17 protein-coding genes are annotated in these 20274 nt (G+C 68.2%); 9 read left to right on the top strand and 8 right to left on the bottom strand.

The window, feature by feature from the left end:
- Positions 1 to 160 precede the first annotated feature (160 nt).
- Genes HL653_RS16490 through lptF form a run of 3 tightly spaced genes read right to left on the bottom strand, consistent with a single transcriptional unit; the run spans position 161 to position 4007 of the window.
- Entirely contained in the window at positions 161 to 1723 is a 1563-nt protein-coding gene (locus HL653_RS16490; protein ID WP_171745481.1) for a lipopolysaccharide biosynthesis protein, read from the bottom strand.
- Positions 1720 to 2820 (bottom strand): LPS export ABC transporter permease LptG, encoded by a 1101-nt coding sequence (gene lptG, locus HL653_RS16485; RefSeq protein WP_171745480.1) that lies wholly within the window; start codon positions 2818 to 2820, stop codon positions 1720 to 1722. The genes HL653_RS16490 and lptG overlap by 4 nt, the downstream gene beginning before the upstream one ends.
- Positions 2817 to 4007 (bottom strand): LPS export ABC transporter permease LptF, encoded by a 1191-nt coding sequence (gene lptF / locus HL653_RS16480; RefSeq protein WP_171745479.1) that lies wholly within the window; start codon positions 4005 to 4007, stop codon positions 2817 to 2819. Before lptF ends, lptG begins: the two co-directional genes overlap by 4 nt.
- A gap of 135 nt (positions 4008 to 4142) precedes the next feature.
- Between lptF and HL653_RS16475 the strand changes: the two genes are divergently transcribed.
- The 3 genes from HL653_RS16475 (at position 4143) to HL653_RS16465 (ending at position 6759) form a co-directional block, all read left to right on the top strand.
- Positions 4143 to 4679, top strand: a complete 537-nt coding sequence (locus tag HL653_RS16475; RefSeq protein WP_171745478.1) for a DUF2141 domain-containing protein — start codon at positions 4143 to 4145, stop codon at positions 4677 to 4679.
- A 7-nt stretch (positions 4680 to 4686) separates the two neighbouring features.
- A complete protein-coding gene (locus tag HL653_RS16470) occupies positions 4687 to 5652 on the top strand; it encodes a diacylglycerol kinase family protein (protein WP_171745477.1) in 966 nt (321 codons plus the stop codon).
- Between the two features lie 123 nt (positions 5653 to 5775).
- On the top strand, positions 5776 to 6759 hold the full coding sequence (locus tag HL653_RS16465; RefSeq protein WP_171745476.1) for a hypothetical protein: 984 nt from the start codon (positions 5776 to 5778) through the stop codon (positions 6757 to 6759).
- Between the two features lie 131 nt (positions 6760 to 6890).
- Here HL653_RS16465 and HL653_RS16460 read toward each other — a convergent pair whose 3' ends face one another.
- From HL653_RS16460 to HL653_RS16450, 3 genes are all read right to left on the bottom strand, one after another.
- Entirely contained in the window at positions 6891 to 8120 is a 1230-nt protein-coding gene (locus tag HL653_RS16460) for a threonine synthase (RefSeq protein ID WP_171745475.1), read from the bottom strand.
- A 184-nt stretch (positions 8121 to 8304) separates the two neighbouring features.
- The gene (locus HL653_RS16455) at positions 8305 to 9240 is read right to left on the bottom strand and encodes a glutaminase (protein ID WP_171745474.1); all 936 of its coding nucleotides are present in this window, start codon (positions 9238 to 9240) and stop codon (positions 8305 to 8307) included.
- Between the two features lie 7 nt (positions 9241 to 9247).
- Positions 9248 to 10660, bottom strand: coding sequence for an MATE family efflux transporter (locus HL653_RS16450; protein ID WP_171745473.1), 1413 nt, complete (start codon positions 10658 to 10660; stop codon positions 9248 to 9250).
- A gap of 208 nt (positions 10661 to 10868) precedes the next feature.
- Here HL653_RS16450 and HL653_RS16445 point away from each other — a divergent pair, with 208 nt between their 5' ends.
- Entirely contained in the window at positions 10869 to 11171 is a 303-nt protein-coding gene (locus tag HL653_RS16445; RefSeq protein WP_171745472.1) for a UBP-type zinc finger domain-containing protein, read from the top strand.
- On the opposite strand, the gene HL653_RS16440 is transcribed toward HL653_RS16445, so the two are convergent.
- Positions 11164 to 11829, bottom strand: coding sequence for a spermidine synthase (locus HL653_RS16440; protein ID WP_171745471.1), 666 nt, complete (start codon positions 11827 to 11829; stop codon positions 11164 to 11166). The genes HL653_RS16445 and HL653_RS16440 overlap by 8 nt on opposite strands.
- Positions 11826 to 12167, bottom strand: a complete 342-nt coding sequence (locus HL653_RS16435; protein WP_171745470.1) for a DUF6481 family protein — start codon at positions 12165 to 12167, stop codon at positions 11826 to 11828. The genes HL653_RS16440 and HL653_RS16435 overlap by 4 nt, the downstream gene beginning before the upstream one ends.
- A 129-nt stretch (positions 12168 to 12296) precedes the next feature.
- Between HL653_RS16435 and HL653_RS16430 the strand changes: the two genes are divergently transcribed.
- From HL653_RS16430 to HL653_RS16410, 5 genes are all read left to right on the top strand, one after another.
- Positions 12297 to 12683, top strand: a complete 387-nt coding sequence (locus HL653_RS16430; protein WP_171745469.1) for a reverse transcriptase-like protein — start codon at positions 12297 to 12299, stop codon at positions 12681 to 12683.
- A 329-nt stretch (positions 12684 to 13012) separates the two neighbouring features.
- Complete coding sequence (locus HL653_RS16425) at positions 13013 to 14194, top strand: TolC family protein (protein WP_171745468.1); 1182 nt, start codon at positions 13013 to 13015, stop codon at positions 14192 to 14194.
- Between the two features lie 2 nt (positions 14195 to 14196).
- A complete protein-coding gene (locus HL653_RS16420) occupies positions 14197 to 15315 on the top strand; it encodes an efflux RND transporter periplasmic adaptor subunit (RefSeq protein WP_171745467.1) in 1119 nt (372 codons plus the stop codon).
- Positions 15316 to 15320: 5 nt separating this feature from the next.
- Positions 15321 to 18431 (top strand): efflux RND transporter permease subunit, encoded by a 3111-nt coding sequence (locus tag HL653_RS16415; protein ID WP_171745466.1) that lies wholly within the window; start codon positions 15321 to 15323, stop codon positions 18429 to 18431.
- 180 nt (positions 18432 to 18611) lie between these two features.
- Positions 18612 to 20219: a family 43 glycosylhydrolase gene (locus HL653_RS16410; protein ID WP_171745465.1), complete on the top strand. Its 1608-nt coding sequence runs from the start codon at positions 18612 to 18614 to the stop codon at positions 20217 to 20219.
- Positions 20220 to 20274 lie beyond the last annotated feature (55 nt).

Here is a 20274-nt window from a genome sequence, read left to right as displayed (position 1 = left end):
CAAAACCGGAGCAGCTTCGCCGGATCGGCCCGAAGGCGAAACGATCAGTGCTGCATGTGCTAACATTAACAGAATTGTGGGTGACAGGTTCCTGAACGCCGTATAGACGATTTTCCGCTGATCCCTGTCGGATAACGGCTTATCGCAGGAAACCCAGTCTTTACGCGAGCTTGAGCCGCCGCGCGGTCTTGCCGAGCGCCATTTTGTCGGAGTCGGCCAGGCCCAGTTTCAGGCCCGCCCACAGGGCAGCCATCCACGCAACCACCGTCAGAACGCCACTTACGGCGAGGGGAGCGGCCATCGTGAGGATCGCGACGACGACGATCGCGGCCGATGCGCCAAGCGCGACGCAGAGCGTATAAAGGAAAGGTGGCGCGAATGCGGCAAGGCCTTCCTCGCGGCTGAGCTGCCCGATCGAGAGCGCCGCGACCATCACCTGACCCGTGCCCACCGCCAGCGCCACCGCCACTCCCGGCCAGCGTCCCGCCGTCGCCGCCAGCACCGCGCCCGCCGCCAGCGTCGCCACCAGGCTGTTCTGCAGCGGCAGCACGCGCCGGCCGATCACCTGCTGGATCGACGAGGCCGGCCCCACCGCCGCCTCGATCCCGCGCGCGGTGACGAGGATGATCAGGATCGGCAGACCGGCCTCGGCGCCATGCGCGAAACTGCCCAGAATGGCCGGCCCCGCCGCCGCCAGCCCCACGCAGGTCGGCAGGGCCAGCAACAGCGACAGCCGCACCGCGAAATCGTAGAGCGCCTGCAAGGTCGATCGGTCGCCCCTTGCCGCCGCCGCCGCGATCGGCCCCAGCACATAGCCGAAGGTCTGGCGCACGATCTGGGGGATGCTTGCCACCTTGCGCGCGATCGCATAGAGGCCCGCCGCCGAAGCGCCGGCCGCGCCGGGCGCGAGCAGATTGGCGACGATCGTCGCCAGATCGCTGAACGCGCGCGCGAGGATGTTGGCCGGCAGTACCGAGAGCCCCGCCAGCGCCATGTCGTGCGTCATCGCCCGCCCGCAGCGGATCGCGATCACCCGACGCAGCGGCACGTAGCGGTTGAGCAGGCGTAGCGAGGAGGCCGCCGTGAAGGCCAGCGAGATCAGATGCGCCAGCAGCAGCCCCAGCGTCTGCACGCCCGCCGCCCACAGCAGCACGGCCGCCACCAGCCGCGCGAGTTGCTCCCACATCAGCCGCACGCGCACTTCGGGGCCGAAGGCGTGATTGGCGCGCACCGCCGAGGTCGATACCTCCACCGTGGCCCACAAAGGCAGGGCCCAGGCGAAGATGCGGATGCCGGTCACCAGCTTGCCGCTGTCCTTCGCGGCGACGTTCAATATGTCCGCGATCTGCGGCGCCAGCAGGAAGGCGATCACCGCCACCGCCAGATTGGGCACGATCCCCAGCAGCAGGGCGGCGCGTACGGCGCGCGCGCGCTCGGCGGGCTCGGTGCAGGCCGGCAGGATCCGCTGCAGGCCGCTGGTCACGCCGAGATCGAAGATGTTCTCGGCCATGTTCACCAGGCTCCACAGCACCATGTAGAGACCGTAGGTCGGCAGGCCGAACATCCAGGTATAAGCCGGCTGGCTCACCACCTCGACGACAGCCCCCAGCCGGGAGAGCGCGACCGTTCCCGCCCCGCGCGCCGCCTGCTGGCGCACCGCATGGGCGGCGTCGGGGGCCGCATCAGGGGCGCCGGACTCGGCCGCGCCCGATCCGGTCGTCACTCCTCGGTGCGGATCAGCACCGCCTCACCGATGATGAGGAACAGCAGGAAGGGCGCCCAGGCGGCCAGCATCGGCGGATAGGCGCCCAGATTGCCCATCGCGAGCGCGAAATTGTCCGCCACGAAATAGAGGAAGCCCAGTGCCATGCCGATCACGGCGCGGATGAACAGCCGCCCCGATCGGGCGAGGCCGAAGCCCGCCACGCCCGCGAGAAGCGGCATCAGCAGGGTCGAGAGCGGGCCGGAAATCTTGTGCCACAGGATCGTCCGCAGCGATCCGGTCGGCCGCCCGCTGGCCTGCAGCTCGCCGATCGCCTCCCACAGCGAACGGAAGGAGCGGCTGTCGCCGTCCACGGAGGCCAGCGTGAAGCGATCCGGCGCGATGCCCTTGCCGATCGTCATCGCCGGCACATCCCGGAGCGTGCCGGAGCGGACGTCGAACAACTGCACCTGCTCGATCTTCCAGGCGCCATTTTCCAGATGGCCGCGCTCGCCCTTGGCCAGCACGGTCAGCCGGTCGCGCGTGCGGTCATAATATTCCACGCCGCTCAGCCGCGTGCCCGCGCCCCGCCCCGAGACATGATCGACATGGATCAGGTCGTCGCCGTCGCGCACCCACACATTGTCGACCACGCCGCGCATGTCCTTGACGATGCCATAGTCCACGTTCTGCCATGCCGTCAGCGCGGCGGTGGAGCGCGCCACCACATGATCGTTGAACCAGAAGGACAGGCCCGCGATCGCGAGGCTCGCAATGCCCAGCGGCGCCAGGATCTGGTGCGCGGAGATGCCCGCCGCCTTCATCGAGATGATCTCGCTGTTGGCGTTCATGCGGACGAGCGTGATCAGCGTGCCCAGCAGCACCGAGAAAGGCAGGAAGCGCGCGATGATCTGCGGCACGCGCAGCCCCACATAATGGAGGATCGCCGCCTGTCCGTTGCCCGGAAAGGCGAGGATGTCGCCCGATTCGCCCAGCAGGTCGAGCGTCATCAGCACCAGCACCAGCGCGGCCAGCACGGCCACGGAGCGCGACACGAAGGTCTTCGCCAGATACCAGCCGATCGTGGCCGGCGGCAGCAGTCCCGGTCCCCGGCTCATGCCGCCTTCGCCTTGCGATCGCTGGAGAAGCGGCTGAGCACCCATTTCCACGCTTTCTCCGCGCTCCTTTCGAGCGCGCCGATCGGCTGCCCGCCCGGCTTGTGCGCCAGCGTGTGATACATCCACCAGATCAGGGCCGCGAACAGAGCGAACGGCACCCAGAGCGCGATCAGCGGATCGATCTTGCCCAGGCTGCCCAGCGCTTCCGCATATTCGTTGACCTTGTGATAGGTCACGATCATCACGATCGAGAGGAATACGCCCAGCGCGGAGCTGGATCGCTTCGGCGGCACCGCCAGCGCCACCGCCAACATCGGCAGCAGCAGCATCGTCGCCACTTCCACCAGCCGGAAATGATATTCGGCCCGGCTGCGCGCGCGCTCCAGTTTCTCGTTGCCGGGCGTATGGCCCGATCGCACCAGTTCCGGGATGGTCATCTCGCCGTCGCGGCCGCCGCGCAGCCGGAATTTCTCCTCGCGCGGCAGGTCGATCGGCAGATCGTGATTCACGAAGGTCAGCACGCGCGGCGCGGCAAAGCCCGGCGCGTTATGGACGAGGCTGCCGTTGCGCAGCCGCAGGATGATCGTGTCGGGATCGTCCGTCGCCATGAAGCGGCCATGCTCGGCCGTCACCGCCAGGCTCTTGCCGTCGTCGCCCTGCGCCATCACGAACAGGCCCGAAAGCTCGCGCCCGCCGTCGCGGCTGCGCTCCACCCGCAGCGTCATCTTCTTGCCCAGCTTGGTGAACTCGCCCACCTTGATCGAGGCGCCCAGCGCGCCCGAGCGCAGCTCGTAGCGCAGGCCCTCATAGGCATAGCGCGCATAAGGCTGGACGAAGCCGACGATCGCCAGGTTCACCAGCGCCAGCGCGCCCGCATAGTAGAAAGGCACGCGCAGCAGCCGGCCATAGCTCATCCCCACCGCCTGCATCACGTCCAGCTCGGACGTGGTGGCGAGGCGGCGGAAGGCCAGCAATATGCCCAGCATCAGCCCGATCGGGATGCCCAGCGACAGATATTCGGGGATCAGGCTCGCCAGCATCCGCCACACCACGCTGACCGGCCCGCCCTCCTGCGCGACGAAGTCGAACAGGCGGAGCATCTTGTCGAGCAGCAGCAGCATCGCCGCGATCACCAGCGTCGCAGCGAGCGGCACGGCGATCAGGCGGGCGAGGTAACGATCGACCATCTTGGCAGAATTCAAAATGCAGACGCTCCGTCACCATGATCTGGCCGCATTCGCCGCCAATCTGCAGTCGGCATGGGGGCGTGTTCCGCCCGTCGCCAGTGGCGGTGGGCTATAGCTTCCGGGAGTTGGTTGGTCATGTCTAAACTTCTCGTGCCCGTCGTTGCCGCTGCGCTCTGCGCGGGCAGCGTCGTCGCGCCCCCGATCGCGGCCGCCGCGATCGTCGGCCCGCACGCCGCGGATTGCGCCGCCGGCTCCGAGAAGCCGGCGATGCTGGTGCGCGTGCTGGGCCTGAAGGCGCGCACGGGTCTGGTCCGCGTCCAGTCCTATGGCGGGGATCCCGATCATTATTTCGACAAGGGCACTTATATCGAGCGTGTCGAGGTGCCCGCGCCCGCCAGCGGCGCGCTGGACGTGTGCATGGTCGTGCCCGCGCCCGGCAAATATGCGATCTCGATCCGCCATGACGTGAACGGCAGCGGCAAGTCCGACATGTCCGACGGCGGCGGCTTCTCCGGCAATCCGAACGTCTCGCTGATGGATGTCGTGTTCAAGCGCCGCCCCTCGCCCGCGCAGGTCGAGGTGAAGGTGGCGGGCGTGACGAAGGTGCCCGTGATTCTCAATTATATTCAAGGCGGAGCGGTCAAGCCGGTCGCATCCGCCGAACGCCCCTAGGATATCGATGGTCCGTATCGCGCTTCTGTCCAATCCGCAGTCGACCGGCAACCGGTCGCTGCTCCCGCGCGTCCGCAGCTTCTGCGCGGACCATCCCGAGATCTTCCACTATGAGGTGGAGAGCGCGGACCAGATCGGCGCCGCGCTGAAGACGATCGCGCGCGTCCAGCCCGCGATTCTCGTCATCAACGGCGGCGACGGCACGGTGCAGTCGACGCTGACCGAACTCTATCATGGCGGCCAGTTCGGCCAGACGCCGCCGCCCGTGGCGGTGCTGCCCAACGGCAAGACCAACCTGATCGCGCTGGATCTGGGCGCCGTCGGCGATCCGATCGTCGCGCTGGAGAAGGTGCTGGAGATCGCGCGCGGCCCGATCAAGGATCATATTGTCAGCCGCGAGTTGATCGCGCTGAGCGAGGATGGCGGCACGCCGGTGCTGGGCATGTTCCTCGGCGGCGCGGGACTGGCCGATTCGATCCTCTATTGCCGCAACAAGATCTACCCGCTCGGCCTGCCCAACTGGCTGAGCCACGTGCTCACCTTCTTCGCGCTGATGCTGTCGCTGGTGCTGGGGATGCGCGCCGCCTTCCTGCCGCCGCGCCCCTCCTCGGTGAAGGTGCAGCTGATCCGCCAGGGCCAGATCCAGGGCCATTTCTCGCTGCTGATCGTCACCACGCTCAAGAAGCTGCTGCTGGGTTCGAACGTTCCCTCGGACGGCCGCCTCGGCGCGCTGCAACTGCTGCTCGTCGATCAGAATCCGCTCGCTTTGCTGCGCGCGGTGATCACCAGCGCGCTCGGCAAGCTCGATTATGGCCGGCTGCACGGCGTGCAGGTGGAGAGTGGCGACGAGATCCGCATCTCGGGCGACCATTCCAGCCTGATCCTCGATGGCGAGGTGTTCCAGGCGGGCGCCGGCCGCACGATCGTGCTGCGCCACACCGATCCCCTGCCCTTCGTCCGCCTCGCGGCCTGAAATCGGCCATCGCCATGCTGAGCGCGTTTCAGCATCCATCACCCGAATCCATCGACGGTATCGCCCGTTGAGAAGGCAGGTCATGGATGCTGAAACGCGTTCAGCATGACAGGGACAATGAACATGCCTCCCCCCCTCCGCGACCTCGTCGCCGCTGAACTGGCCGAGCCCGTCCCCACGCCCGTCACCGCGATGGCCGCCGCCATTGCGGCGCGCCACCCTACGGCGCTCGGCGTCCTGTTCTACGGCTCCTGCCTGCGCGAGCGCAGCTTCGACGGGCTGATGCTCGATTTCTACCTGATCGTGGAAAGCTACGATCAGGCGTTCGACCGCCGCTGGCTCGCCACCGCGAACCGCCTGCTGCCGCCCAACGTCTTCCCGTTCGAGCATGATGGCCTCGTCGCCAAATATGCGGTGCTGAGCGCCGACGATTTCGCTCGCCTCAACGGGCCGGAGGCGGAGACCGTCTCGGTCTGGGCCCGATTCGCCCAGCCCTCCCGGCTGGTATGGCAGGCGGATGCCGACGCCGCCCGCCGCATCGTCGATGCCGTGTCCCTCGCCGCTCCGACTCTGTTCGCGCTGGCCCTGCCGATGCTGCCCTCACCACCCAACGACCCGTTGGTGCTGAGCGAAGTCGAAGCACCGGCTCCAACCGCCCCCGCCCGGAGCCCGTCCTTCGACTTCGCTCAGGACGAACGGATAGAGGAAGGCGACCCCCTCACGATCTGGCGCGAAGGCTTCCGTCTCACCTACGGCGCGGAACTCCGGGCGGAGCGCGCCAACCGCCCTGGATCGGTCGTCGATGCCGATCCCGCCCGCTACGAGACGTTCGGGCGCGCCGTCCTCGCCATCACCGGCCCGTCCCAGCTCACCCCCGCCGCCGCCGCCCGCCGCTGGGCCACGCTCCGCCGCAACGGCAAGTGGCTCACCCTCGCCCGTCTCGCCAAGGCCAGCGCCACCTATGCGGGCGGGATCGATTATCTCGCGTGGAAGATCAGCCGCCACTCGGGCCAGAAGGTGGAGATCAAGCCCTGGCAGCGCCGCTGGCCGATCGCCGGCGCGCTCACCCTGCTCCCCCGCCTGATCGCGAGCGGCGCGATCCGCTAGGAACGCTTTCCACCTCTCGTCACCCTGAATTTGGTTCAGGGTCCATCACCCGAGCGCCACTCCAGGCGCAACGGGCAGGTCATGGATGCTGAAACAAGTTCAGCATGACGTATGGAAGGGTTCGCCCCGCCCTACAGCCGGTCGAAATCGATCGGCTGCGTCCGGTCCAGCCAGTTCGGCGCCTCGGGCATCGGATATTTGAGGCCGGTGGCGCAGTTGAACAGCACCACCTCATCCTCCGCGCCCACCAGCCCCTCGGCCAGTGCGCGGCGATAGGCGGCCAGCGTCGCGCCACCCTCGGGGCACAGCAAAAGCCCGTCCTGCTTCGCCGCATCGTCCACCGCGCGCAGGATCGCCTCGTCCTCCACCGCCAGCGCCTTGCCGCCGCTCTCGCGCACGGCCCGCAGGATCAGGAAATCGCCCACCGCGCGCGGCACGCGGATCCCCGCCGCCACCGTATGCGCATTCTCCCAGCGCTCGGCATGCTCCACGCCCTCGTCGAAGGCCTTCACCATCGGCGCGCAGCCCGCGGCCTGCACCGCGAACATCTTCGGCCGCTCGGCACCGATCCAGCCCAGGGCCTCCAACTCGGCAAAGGCCTTCCACATGCCGATCAGGCCCGTGCCGCCGCCGGTGGGGTAGAAGATCGCCTTGGGCAGGCGCCAGCCGAGCTGCGCGGCCAGTTCCAGCCCCATCGTCTTCTTGCCCTCGATCCGGTAGGGCTCCTTCAGCGTCGAGAAATCGAACCAGCGCCCCTGCTTCGCGCCCTCGCCCACGATCGCGCCGCAATCGTCGATCAGCCCGTTCACGCGCCATACCCGCGCGCCCTGCAAGGCGATCTCGCGCACGTTGATCTCGGGGGTATCCTCGGGACAGAAGACGATCGTCTCGATCCCGCAGCGCGTCGCATAGGCGGCCAGCGCCGCGCCGGCATTGCCGTTGGTGGGCATGGCGATGCGCGTGATCCCCAGCGCCTTGGCCATCGCCACCGCCATCACCAGACCGCGCGCCTTGAACGATCCGGTCGGGAGGCGCCCCTCATCCTTCACCAGCACGTTCGCGCCGCCGCTGGCGGGCAGCGGCACCAGCGGCGTCTCGATCTCGCCGAGGCTCACGATATCGCGCGTCGCCCGCACCGGAAGCAGCTCGCGCCAGCGCCACAGATCGGTCGGTCGCGCGGCGATGGCATCGCGATCCACCTGCGCCTTCACCGCCTCCAGATCGTAGCGCACCAGCAGCGGACGCCCGACCCGCGACAGGCCGTGGACCTGATCCGCCTCATAACGCTCGCCCGTCATAGAACATTCGAGATGGGTGACGAAGGTGGGGCGATCGGCGGTGAGGTTCAGGTTCGGATTCATGCGCGTGCTTCTAGCGCGGCGGCTGCGACGCGGGAATGACGGATCGTCCGAGACCAAACACCTCACCCCGAAAAACGTTCGTGCTGAGCCTGTCGAAGCACCGTCCTTCTTCCCGACGTCGAAAAAGAAGAACGGCACTTCGACAGGCTCAGCGCGAACGGAAAGTGGTGGGCTTAAACCAGCCCTAATAACTCGGCCCGAATACGGACCAGCCCGTCCGCTGCACCAGCCGCTCCAGCGCGATCGTGCCGATCTCCGAATTGCCGCGCTCGTTCAGCCCCGGCGACCATACCGCGATCGAGGCGCGCGCGGGCGCGATGGCGAGGATCCCGCCGCCCACGCCGGACTTGCCCGGTAGGCCCACGCGATAGGCGAACTCGCCCGATCCGTCATAATGGCCGCACGTCATCATCAGCGCGTTGATGCGGCGCGCGCGGGCGGCCGAGATCACCGATCCGCCCGTCGCCGGGCTGCGCCCCGCCAGCATCAGATAGCGCCCGGCCAACGCCAGCTGGCGACAGGACATCGCGATCGCGCACTGGTGGAAATAGACGCCCAGTGCCTGCTCCACCGGATGGCGGAGGTTGCCGAAGGCCCGCATGTAATTGGCGAGCGCGGCGTTGCGGAAGCCCGTGCCCTGCTCGGCCTGCGCCACATGCTCGTCCACGAAGATCGCGTCGTCGCCCGCCAGCGCGCGCGTGAAGCGCAAGATCTCGGCGATCGCCTCGCGCGGCTGATGCCCGGCCAGCACCACATCCGAAACGACGATCGCGCCCGCATTGATGAAGGGATTGCGGGGAATGCCGCTCTCCGTCTCCAGCTGGACGATCGAGTTGAACGCGCTGCCCGAAGGCTCCCGCCCCACGCGCTGCCACAAAGCGTCGCCCACCTTGCCCAGCGCCAGCGTGAGCGAGAAGACCTTGGACACGCTCTGGATCGAGAAGGGCATGTCGGCGTCGCCCGCCAGATGGCAGGCGCCGTCCGCCTCCACCACCGCGATCCCGAAGCGCGCCGGATCCACCTCGGCCAGCGGCGGGATATAGTCGGCCACGCGCCCGCGCTGCGCGACGGCCGCCATCTCCCGCGCGATATCGCGGACGATCGCGCCGATATCGCTCATGCGGCCCTCATGCTTGCGACAAAGCCGGCAGCAGCCCGAGCCGCGCCCGCGCCCGCCAGCGCCCCACCAGCAGCACCGCCACCACCGCGAGGCCGATCGCCAGCCCCCACCAGATGCCCACGCCCGCCATCGGCGTGAAGAAGCCGAGCATCACCGAACTGCCGAAACCGAGCACCCAATAGCCCGCCAGCGCGATGACCATCGGCACGCGCGTATCCTGCAGCCCGCGCAGCACGCCCGCCGCCACCGCCTGCGCGCCGTCCACCAGCTGGAACACGGCCGCCACCGCCAGGAAGCGCTTCGCCAGCGCCGCCACCGCCGCGTCCGCCGGCACGGCCGGATCGAGGTAAGCGGAGATCAGCACGTCCGGCACGGCCCACATGATGAAGGCCGTCACCCCCATCACGCCGATCCCCGCCGTCAGCGCGACATTGCCCGCGCGCGCCACCCACGGCCGGTCCCCCGCCCCAAAGGCGAGGCCGACGCGGATCGTCGCGGCCTGCGCGATGCCGAACGGGATCTGGAAGGCGACGGCGGCGATGTTCAGCGCGATCGCATGCGCCGCCACCTCGGCTACCCCGATCAGCCCCATCAGCAGCGCGGCGCCCGTGAACAGCCCCGCCTCGAACACCCAGGTCACCGAAATGGGCAGGCCGAGCCGCAGGATGTCCCGCGCGCGGACCATGTCGAACTGCCACCACAGGCCGAACAGGCGATAGCGCCGCAGCTTGCGATCGAAGAGCAGGATGAGCCCGAAGCACAGCGCCATCGCCGCATAGGCCAGCACGTTGGCGAGCGCCGATCCCTTCAGGCCCATGGCGGGCGATCCGAGATGGCCGAAGATGAAGGCCCAGTTGCCCACCACGTCCAGCACCAGCGCCAGCCCGGTGACGAGGAAGGTCCAGCCCGGCCGCCCCAGCGCGGCGGAGCCGGAGCGCATCACGCCCGCCGCCACCGCCAGCGGCATCCCCCACAGCAGCACCGAGAGGAAGCCGCCCGCGCGCTCGGCCACGATCGGATCCTGCCCCGCCAGCAGGAACAGCGCCTCGCCCTGCGAGAGCAGCAGCATCACCGGGATCGCGCAGAGCAAGCCCGCCCACATCGCCATGCGGAAGCTGCGGCGTACTTCGCGCACGGCATGGGCGCGGCGGCCCAGTTCGGCCGCGATCAGCGGCGCGGCGGCGGCGGCCAGCGCGATCAGTGCGTAGCTCAGGATATTGAAGAAATAGCTGCCAAGCGTGGCGGCGGCCAGATCGCGCGGGCCGAGGCGCGCGGCGAACACCACGTCCACCGCCGCGATCGCCATCTGCAGCAGATTCGCGCCGACGAGCGGCCCGGCCAGCCGCGCGAGCGCGCCCGCTTCCGCCCGCGCCGAGACGGGCGGGGCTGCGACGAGCGGCGGCGTGACGGCGATATCCATGCCGTAGCCCTTACAGGAAACAGGCCGCGATCCACCACTCATCGCAGCCGACGCAGGAGCGGGGTTCAGAATCTCCCTCCACCCTCTCATGCTGAGCTTGTCGAAGCACCGTCCTTCCTTCGACCTCGCGCGAAAGGAAGAACAGCACCTCTTGCATTCACCGTGAAGTCCGGCTGACTTTCTAAAGTCCCCGGATCCAGGAGCCTCCATGTCCCAATGCAGCCATTCCGCCAGCGTCCGGGATGTCACCCCCGCCACCAAGGGGTGCGAGGAATGCCTGAAGACGGGCGGCTGGTGGGTGCATCTGCGGCTGTGCCGGGTCTGCGGCCATGTCGGCTGCTGCGATCAGTCGCCCGGCAAGCATGGCACCGCGCATTTCCACGCGACAGGCCATCCGATCATTGAGGGCTATGATCCGCCCGAAGGCTGGGGCTGGTGCTTCGTCGACGAGGATTTCGTCGACCTGCCCGACCAGACGCCCCAGATCGGGCCGATCCCGAGGTTTATCTGAGGCTGGCGAACCAGATCACGTGGATCGGGCCCTTGCCGTTCTCGCGGGCGCGCAGCTTCACCTCATCGACCGCGAAGCCCGCCGCCCCCAGCCGCCGCGTGAACGTCGGATCGGGTCCGGCGGACCAGACGGCGAGGATTCCACCCGGCCGCAGCGCGCGCTTCGCCCGCGCGAGGCCCGCCATCGAATAGAGCGCGTCATTGGCCGGGCGCGTCAGCCCGTCCGGGCCATTGTCGACGTCGAGCAGGATCGCGTCATAGCGGCCCGCCTCCATCGCCGCGCCGACATCGCCGATGCGGACCTCCACGCGCCGATCGTCGAGGCAGCCGTCGGTGAGCGCCTCCATCGGCCCGCGCGCCCAGTCGAGGATGTCCGGCACCAGTTCGGCCACCGTGATCCGCGCATCCGCGCCCAGCTCGCCCAGCGCCGCGCGCAGGGTGAAGCCCATGCCGTAGCCGCCGATCAGCAGATGCGGCGCCTTGCGCTGGCCGAGACGCTCGCACGTCATCGTCGCCAGCGCCTTTTCGGATCCGCTCTTGCGCGTGCTCATCAGCTCGTTGCGTTCGAGCATGATGATGTGATCGCCGCCGTGGCGGACGAGCCGGAGCGGCGGACCGCCCGGCACGTCCGCGACCGCGATCACCTCGCGGGGGATCACTTCTTGCGGGCCTTGCGCGCCGCATAACGCGCATCCCGCGCCGCCTTCAGCTCTTCCGCGGTCTTCTGCGGCTTGATCGAGGCCTGCTTCTGCTCCAGCTCGGCCGCAGCCCGGGCCGCCTTGGCTTCCGCCTTCGCCGCCTTGGCGGCTGCAAGCTCGGCCTGCCGCGCCGCGCGCTTCTCCGCCTCGGCCGCCTCGCGCGCTTCGCGCGCCGCCTGCCGCTCGGCGACGACGGCGGGATCCAGCGCCGGCTTGGCGCGCAACTTGTCCAGCGCGCGCTGCTTGGCCGCCGCCGCTGCCGCCGTCCGTTCGTTGAAATCTGGTACCTTGAAAGCCATTCCGTTCCCTATGGACTCAGGCGCCCCCAATGGCCGCCCGGCGTTGCCCCTACCCTCATCGGGCCGAGAGTGACACCCCGACGCGCCCTTCCCGTTTACCCCAACGCACGAAACGCCGATGATCGCCCGATGCGGCGCGACCGGACGACCCTCTTTTTCGATGGCGGCTGCCGCCCGAATCCCGGCCCGATGGAGATCGCCGCCGTCCTGCGCGGCCAGGCTTTCTTCCGGGACGATCTGGGATCGGGCGACAATAATGAGGCCGAGTGGCTCGCTTTGCTCCACGCGCTGGAGCTGGCGATCGCGGCCGGCGCGACCGACGCTTTGCTGATCGGCGATTCCACTTTGGTGATCGAGCAGGCCTCCGGACGCTGGCCCTGCCGCAGCCCGCACCTGCAGCCCTATCTCGAAAAATTCCGGTCGCTCGCGCCCCGCATCCCGCGTCTGCGGATGCGGCAGGTGCCCCGATCCCGAAACCTCGCCGGCATCGCCCTTGCGCGCCGGGGCATGCCGTAAAACATCGTAAAACCGCGAAAATCGTCGAATATTCCACGGCTTTCCGGTGTTGCAATATCGTTCATGAGACGTTGTAAACGCTCCGCTAGCGCGCCGAGGCCCTTGTCAGACAGGCTCTCCTGATCGCATCGCCAACGGGTTTCGGGGAGCTTGAACTTGCAGCGCTTTCGGTTACGCATCGGCTATCTTCACTCTGGCACGAAGTCGGGCCATTGATGTCTTCAGAAGGCGCGGATTTGAATTCCGTAGCGCGGCGTATGTGGATCGGAATTCTCGCCGCGGTGATCGGTGCGGGAACGGCTCATGCCGCGCCCCCGCAGGAGGGGCTCATGCCGCTCACGCTTCCGTCCGCGATCGAGGCCGCCGAAAGCGCCAATATCGACGTGCTGACGGCGCGGCTGGCGGTGAAGACCGCGCAGGCCAATCTACGCAGCGCCGATACCGCGCCGAATCCCGTCTTCAGCGTGAATGCGGTGCAGGTCCGCCCGAACCGGATCGGCAATCTCCCTTACGGGCAGGTGGCGGACACGGTCGCGCGAATCGACGTGCCGCTGGAGCGCGGCGGCAAAAGGCGCGCACGCACCGGCGCCGCCCGCGCGATGGTGCAATCGGCCGAGGATGATTTCGCCGACGCCCGCCGTCAGATGCGCCAGGCCGTCACCGGCGCCTATTTCGATCTGAAGGCGGCCGAGGCGAAGGTCGAGCTGCTCACCGCCATCGCCAATGCCTATACGGACAGCGCGAAGATCGCCGGCAAGCAGGAGCATGCGGGCGGCCTGTCGCAGGGCGATCTCGCCCGCCAGAAGGTGGAGGCGATCCACGCCCAGACCGATGCCCAGCAGGCCGTGACCGACTGGCGCGAAAGCCAGCTCGCGCTCGCCGGGCTGATCGGGCGCGAGGCGCAGGCGCCGCTGCTCTCCACCACCGGCGACTGGCCCTCCTCCACCCAGGTCAGCACCGAGCCCGCCGACGCCGTCGCCCTGCGCCGCCCGGACGTGCTGAGCGCGCAGGCCCAGATCGAGGCGGCGCGCAAGAATCTCGATGGCGCGCACGCGCTGCGCTATTCGGACGTGACGGTCGGCGCGCAATATGAGCGGGCCGCCGGCGATCTCGGCGTCGGCAGCAGCATGGGCGTCGGCATCTCCGTGCCGATCCCGGTCCGCAATCGCTATAGCGGCGAAGTGGATGCCGCCGGCACCGCTTTGGTCCAGGCCGAGGCCGATGCGCGCAAGGCGCTCGCCACCGCTACCGCCGAAATCGTGATCGCGCGCCGCGCGCTGGAGGAGGCGATCCGCCGGCGCCAGCTGTTCGATCAGTCGGAGCTGCCCGCCGCGCACCGTGCGGCCGATGTCGCCGAATTCGCCTATACCAACGGCGCCACCTCGCTGCTCCAGCTGCTGGATGCGCGGCGCGCGCTCAGAACCACCGAACTGGGGGCGATCGACGCCCATAGCGATGAGGCCCGCGCGATCGCCCGCGTGCGGGCCGCCGAAACGAGCGGAGACGATTGACGATGAGAAGCAGGCTGATTTCCTGCACGGGCCTGGTCTCGCTGACGTTGCTCGCCGCACTGGCGGGCTGCGGCAAGAAAGCGGACGCGCCCGCGGCCCCCGCCACCCAGTCGACCGATCTCATCACCTATGCGGCCGGATCGCCCGAGCTGGATTCGATCCAGACCGTGACGGCGGCGATGAGCCCCCTGCCCGTGTCGGACGACATGAACGCGCGTCTGGGCGTGGACGAATCCGAGACGAGCCGTGTCGGCGCGCCGATCGCGGGCCGCGTCACCCGGATCATGGCCGATATCGGCCAGACCGTGCGCGCCGGCCAGCCGCTCGCTTATCTCGATGCGCCGGACATCGGCCAGGCGCGCGCGGACGTGCTGAAGGCGCGCGCCGACAATGATCGCAAGGCGCGCGAGATGCAGCGCTCGAACCTGCTCTATTCGGGCGGCGCCATCGCGCGGCGCGATCTGGAAGGCGCGCAGGCGGATGCGTCGGCCGCCTCGGCGGAGCTGGAGCGCGCGCGCCTGCGGCTGGGCAATCTCGGCCAGGGCGCGGGCGATTCGCTGGCGCTGACCAGCACCGTCACCGGCGCCGTGGTCGATCGCCAGATCAATCCCGGCCAGCAGATCGCCGCCGGCCAGAGCCCGCTCTTCACCGTCACCGATCCGAAGAAATTGTGGCTCTATGTCGACGTGCCGGAGACCTCCATCTCCCGCGCGCGCATCGGCGAGAAGATCGAGTTCGACGTGCCGGCCTTCCCCGATCGCCGGTTCGAGGGGAAGATCAGCCAGATCGGCCTCGCCGTCGATCCCGGCACGCGCCGCGTGCAGGTGCGCGCCGAGGTCGCCAATCCGGATATGGCGCTGAAGCCCGAAATGTATGCCCGCGCGCGCCTCGTCACCGATGACGGCCGCCGCGCCGTGAAGGTCCCCAATGCCGCGCTCTTCGAGCAGGGCATGCAGACCTATCTCTTCCGCGTCGAAGGACCCGGCCGCTTCCGCCGCATCCCCGTGAAGGTGAGCCAGCGCGGCGACAGCGCCTCTTATGTGACGGACGGGATCAAGGATGGCGACAGGATCGTCGGCGAAGGCGCGCTGCTGCTGAACGCCCAGCTGGCCGGGGACTGACCGGCATGCTCGAAAAACTGGCCCGCTTCGCCGTAGAGAAGCGGATCTTCGTGATCGTGATGGTGATCGCTCTGATCATCGTCGGCGGCCGCGCGGTGACGACCCTGCCGATCGAGGCCTTCCCCGACGTGCAGGACGTGCAGGTCGTGGTCATCACGCAGCAGCAGGGCCAGGCTCCCGAGGAGATCGAGCGCGCCATCTCGCTGCCGATCGAGCGCGCCGTGGCGGGCACGCCGGGCGTCACCGACATCCGCTCGGTTTCGATCACCGGCCTGTCCGTGGTGACGATGATCTTCGCCGACGGCACGGACGATTATTTCGCCCGCTCGCAGGTGCTGGAAAAGCTGCGCGACGCGGATCTGCCGGCGGGCACCGTGCCCAGCCTCGCCCCGCTTTCGACGGCGGTGGGCGAAGTCTATCGCTACGTGCTCGAAAAGCCGAAGGACATGCCGCTCTATGAAGCGCGCGCGATCCAGGATTTCGTCGTGCGCCCCGCGCTCCGCATGGTGCCGGGCGTAGCCGACGTCACCAGCTTCGGCGGCAGCATCAAGCAATATCAGATCCTCGTCCGTCCCGACGCGTTGAAGCGCTATGGCGTCACGCTGTCCGATATCCAGACGGCCGTGGGCAACGCCAATTCCAACGTCGGCGGCGGCACGATCCCGCGCGGCGACGAAGCCGTCGTCGTGCGCGGCATCGGCCTGTTCAAGAATATCGACGATGTCGGCAATGCCGTGGTGAAGGCCAAGGACGGCGCCACCATCCGCGTGCGCGATCTGGGCGATGTCGTGATCGGCACGCCCGAGCGTAGCGGCATGGTCGCGATCGATCGCGAGAACGATGTCAGCGAAGGCATCGTCACGATGGTCAAGCGCCAGAACGCCTCCGTCGTCGTGAAGGGCGTGCGCGAGACGGTCGACCAGCTCAACGCCCAGTTCGCGCTGGACGCCAAGCGCACCGGCCGCCAGCCGATCCAGATCCGCCCGACCTATCAGCGCACCAAGCTGCTCGATCGCACCGTGGAGACGGTGGCCGAAAATCTCGTCGTCGGCGCCACCTTGGTCACGGTGCTGCTGCTGATCTTCCTGCGCAACTGGCGCGCGGCGCTGGCGGTGGCGGCGATCATCCCGCTGGCCCTGCTCGCGGCCTTTGCCGGCCTCAGCGGCGTGAGCGTGCCCGCCAATCTCATTTCGATGGGCGCGGTCGATTTCGGCATCATCATCGACTCCGCCGTCGTGCTGGTCGAGGCGCTGATGGTGGCGCTGTCGCTGGAGGCGGAAAAGCATCACGGCGTCCAGCCGGATCAGACCCGGCGGCGTCAGGTGCTGCGGAACACGGTCGCCAATCTCGCGCGGCCGATCCTGTTCTCCAAGGCCATCATCATCATGGCCTTCGTGCCTATCTTCACCTTCCAGCGCGTGGAAGGAAAGATGTTCTCGCCGGTGGCGCTCACGCTCTCGTTCGCGCTGGCGGCGGCGCTGGTCCTGACGCTCACCTTCCTGCCATCCGTGCTGAGCTTCCTCACCGATCGCTACGACATGGCCGAGAAGCACATCGCCTGGATGGACAAATTGCGCGATCGCTATCGCGCCGTGATGATGAAGGCCGGTGAGCGCGGAAAGCTGGTCTTCGGCATCTCGATCGCCGCCTTGATCCTGTCCGCCGCCTATGTGCCGAGGCTCGGTTCGGAATTCCTGCCCAAGCTGGACGAAGGCAATATCTGGCTGACAATCCAGCTGACCCCGTCGGCGGCGATGGACACGACGCGCCGTGTCGAGGCGCGCATCCGTGCGATCATGCTCTCCTATCCCGAAGTGCATCAGGTCAGCTCCGAAGCCGGCCGCCCGGATGACGGCACCGATCCCAAGGGCCCGTCCAGCCTGCAGATGCTGATCGATCTCAATCCGCGCGGCGACTGGCGTTCGCAATTCCCGACCAAGGCGGCGCTGGAAGACGATATGCGCAAGCGTATCGCCGCCATTCCGGGCGTACCGACCAATTTCAGCCAGGCGATCGAGGACAGCGTCGAGGAAAGCCTGTCGGGCGTGAAGGGCGAGATTTCGGTCAAGATCTTCGGCCCCGATCTCTCGATCCTCGAAGCCTTGTCCGAAAAGACGGCGCGCGTGATCGCCGCCGTGCCGGGCGCGGCCGACGTGGATGCGGTCAAGTCCGGCGGCCAGACCGAGATCCGCGCCGTGCTCGATCGCGATGCGATGGCCCGCTACGGCCTGAACTCCACCGATGCCAACAACGCCATCGCCACCGCCTTCGGCGGCGCCGTCGTCGGCACGGCCTACGAAGCGGATCGCAACTTCGATATCGTGCTGCGTTTCGCGCCCGATCAGCGCCGCGCGGTCGACGATCTGGCCGCCTTGCAGATCCCGCTCCCGGCGGGTGGCACGATCTCGCTGGGCGAGATCGCGCATGTCGATCTGCGCGTCGGCGCCTCGCGCATCAGCCGCGAGAATGGCGGCCGCAACGCGGCGGTGAAGGCCAATGTCGACGGGCGCGATCAGGGCGGCTTCGTCACCGATGCGCAGAAGGCGGTCGCCGATCAGGTCAAGCTGCCGGCCGGCTACCGGATGGTGTGGGGCGGCCAGTTCGAAAACCAGCAGCGCGCGATGAAGCGTCTCGCGGTCATCGTGCCGATCGCCTTGTTCGGCATCTTCATCCTGCTGTTCGGCGCGTTCCGTTCGGTGCGCTCGGCCGTGCTGATCCTCGCCATGGTGCCCTTCACGATGGTCGGTGGCATCTTCGCGCTCGGCATCGCCGGGCTGCACATGTCCGTGTCCGCCGCAGTCGGCTTCATCGCCGTGGCGGGCATTTCGGTGCAGAATGGCGTGGTGATGCTGGAGCATATCACGCACCGCTTCGTGAATGGCGACACGTTCGAGGTTGCCGTGATCGAGGGCGCGATCGATCGTCTCCGCCCGATCCTGATGACGGCGCTGATGGCGGGCCTCGGCCTGCTCCCGGCGGCGCTCTCCACCGGCATCGGCTCGGAAACGCAGCGCCCTTTCGCCTGCGTCATCGTCGGCGGCATCGTCTCCGCCACCTTGTTCATGCTCCTGCTGCTGCCGCTCTCGCTGCTCCGCACCCGCCCCAAGGAAGACTGACGCCCCGGCCCGGCCTCGCGCCGGGCCACCTCCGTCACCCACCCGTCACCACACCCCGTCACCACAGCCGTCACCGGCACCGCCGCGTTGACAGGCATCGCCCCGCGCCATACCCCTGATAGCGCTAACGCACTCCGGCCTGCCCGAGAAAAGTGCGCCATTACAGGGAGGAACCGCGCCTTGTCCGTCACGCGCCGCGAAAGTCTGCTCGCCGCTCTGGCCGGGGGCGCCACCCTCGCCGGTCCCGGATTTTCAAAAACGGCTTTGGCCGTCACCTCCGCCACTCCGCCCTCCGCCTCCCCCTGGCAGCGCGGCTTCGACGGGCAGCGCATCGCCGATCTCGGCGACGGGCATTTCCTCAATCCGCTGATCTCCGGCGACCGGCCCGATCCCGCCATCCTGAAGGACGGCGCGGATTATTACATGACCTTCTCCAGCTTCGATTCCTATCCGGGCCTGATCATCTGGCACTCGCAGGATCTGGTGAACTGGCGCCCCCGCCGCCCCGCGCTCCACAGGAATATCGGCTCGGTCTGGGCGGTGAGCCTGGTCAAGCATCAGGGTCGCTATTTCCTCTACATCCCGGTCAAGGCCGAGCCGAACACCAGCTACGTGATCTGGTCCGATCATATCGACGGGCCGTGGAGCGAGCCGATCGACCTCCATCTGCCCAACCATATCGATCCCTGCCATGTCGTGGGCGAGGATGGCTCGCGCTGGCTGTTCCTCTCCGGCGGCGATCGCATCCGGCTGGCGGACGACGGCCTCTCCACGGTGGGCGCGGTCGAGCATGTCTATGATCCCTGGCATTATCCGCCGGAGTGGGATGTCGAGGGCTTCTCGCCCGAGGGCCCCAAGGTGCAGCGGCACGGCGACTATTTCTATCTGATCACCGCCGTCGGCGGCACGGCCGGTCCGCCCACCGGCCACATGGTGATCGCCGCCCGTTCGCGCTCGATCCACGGGCCATGGGAGAATCATCCGCGCAATCCCCTCGTCCGCACCGTCGACGATCGGGAGACATGGTGGTCGCGCGGCCACGCCTCTCTGGTCGAGGCGCCGGATGCCAGCTGGTGGGTCGTCTATCACGGCTTCGAGAACGGCTTCTGGACGCTCGGCCGCCAGACCCTGCTCGATCCGATCCGCTGGACCCCGGACGGCTGGTTCGAGATGCTGGGCGGCGATCTCTCGAAGCCCCTGCCCAAGCCGAAGGGCGGCAAGGGCGGTCCGCACGGCCATAAGCTGTCCGACGCTTTCACGACGCTCGAGATGGGCTCCAAGTGGAGCTTCTTCCGCCCCGCTCCGGACGAGAAGGATCGGGTCCGGGTCGAGGAGGGCGCGCTGCTGATGCGGGCGCGCGGCGAGGCGCCGTCCAGTTCCTCCCCGCTGATGCTGATCGCGGGCGATCCCGCCTACGAATTCGAATGCGATATCGAGATCGAGCCGGGCGGCACGGCCGGGCTCGTCCTGTTCTACGACGACAAGCTCTATTGCGGGCTGGGCTTCGACGAGCAGCGGTTCGTCACGCACCAATATGGGATCGAGCGCGGTCGCCCCGCCAACCCTCATGGCCGCCGGATGCGGATTCGGATCGCCAACAAGCGCCACATCGTCGCGATCCACACCAGCGGCGACGGCGGCAAGAGCTGGACCCGCTTCGACCGCGGCATGGAAGTCTCCGGCTATCACCACAATGTGCGGGGTGGCTTCCTGATGCTGCGACCGGGCCTCTATTCGGCCGGCACGGGCACGGCCCGGTTTCGGGATTTCAGGTTCCGGGCGCTGTGAGGTTCGTCACCCCGGACTTGATCCGGGGTCCCGCTGCCTTCACGTGATCAAAAGA

The sequence above is a fragment of the Sphingomonas sp. AP4-R1 genome, from assembly GCF_013113735.1.
Lineage (GTDB): Bacteria > Pseudomonadota > Alphaproteobacteria > Sphingomonadales > Sphingomonadaceae > Sphingomonas_I.
This window is presented reverse-complemented; position numbering and strand designations above follow the sequence as displayed.

Coding starts and splice junctions, on each gene's coding strand:
- HL653_RS16415 (WP_171745466.1), top strand. CDS start 15,321: ATGCTCGAAAAACTGGCCCGCTTCGCCGTAGAGAAGCGGATCTTCGTG.
- HL653_RS16455 (WP_171745474.1), bottom strand. CDS start 9,240: ATGAGCGATATCGGCGCGATCGTCCGCGATATCGCGCGGGAGATGGCG.
- HL653_RS16475 (WP_171745478.1), top strand. CDS start 4,143: ATGTCTAAACTTCTCGTGCCCGTCGTTGCCGCTGCGCTCTGCGCGGGC.
- lptF (WP_171745479.1), bottom strand. CDS start 4,007: ATGGTCGATCGTTACCTCGCCCGCCTGATCGCCGTGCCGCTCGCTGCG.
- HL653_RS16420 (WP_171745467.1), top strand. CDS start 14,197: ATGAGAAGCAGGCTGATTTCCTGCACGGGCCTGGTCTCGCTGACGTTG.
- lptG (WP_171745480.1), bottom strand. CDS start 2,820: ATGAGCCGGGGACCGGGACTGCTGCCGCCGGCCACGATCGGCTGGTAT.
- HL653_RS16465 (WP_171745476.1), top strand. CDS start 5,776: ATGCCTCCCCCCCTCCGCGACCTCGTCGCCGCTGAACTGGCCGAGCCC.
- HL653_RS16460 (WP_171745475.1), bottom strand. CDS start 8,120: ATGAATCCGAACCTGAACCTCACCGCCGATCGCCCCACCTTCGTCACC.
- HL653_RS16450 (WP_171745473.1), bottom strand. CDS start 10,660: ATGGATATCGCCGTCACGCCGCCGCTCGTCGCAGCCCCGCCCGTCTCG.
- HL653_RS16435 (WP_171745470.1), bottom strand. CDS start 12,167: ATGGCTTTCAAGGTACCAGATTTCAACGAACGGACGGCGGCAGCGGCG.
- HL653_RS16425 (WP_171745468.1), top strand. CDS start 13,013: ATGCCGCTCACGCTTCCGTCCGCGATCGAGGCCGCCGAAAGCGCCAAT.
- HL653_RS16445 (WP_171745472.1), top strand. CDS start 10,869: ATGTCCCAATGCAGCCATTCCGCCAGCGTCCGGGATGTCACCCCCGCC.
- HL653_RS16470 (WP_171745477.1), top strand. CDS start 4,687: ATGGTCCGTATCGCGCTTCTGTCCAATCCGCAGTCGACCGGCAACCGG.
- HL653_RS16430 (WP_171745469.1), top strand. CDS start 12,297: ATGCGGCGCGACCGGACGACCCTCTTTTTCGATGGCGGCTGCCGCCCG.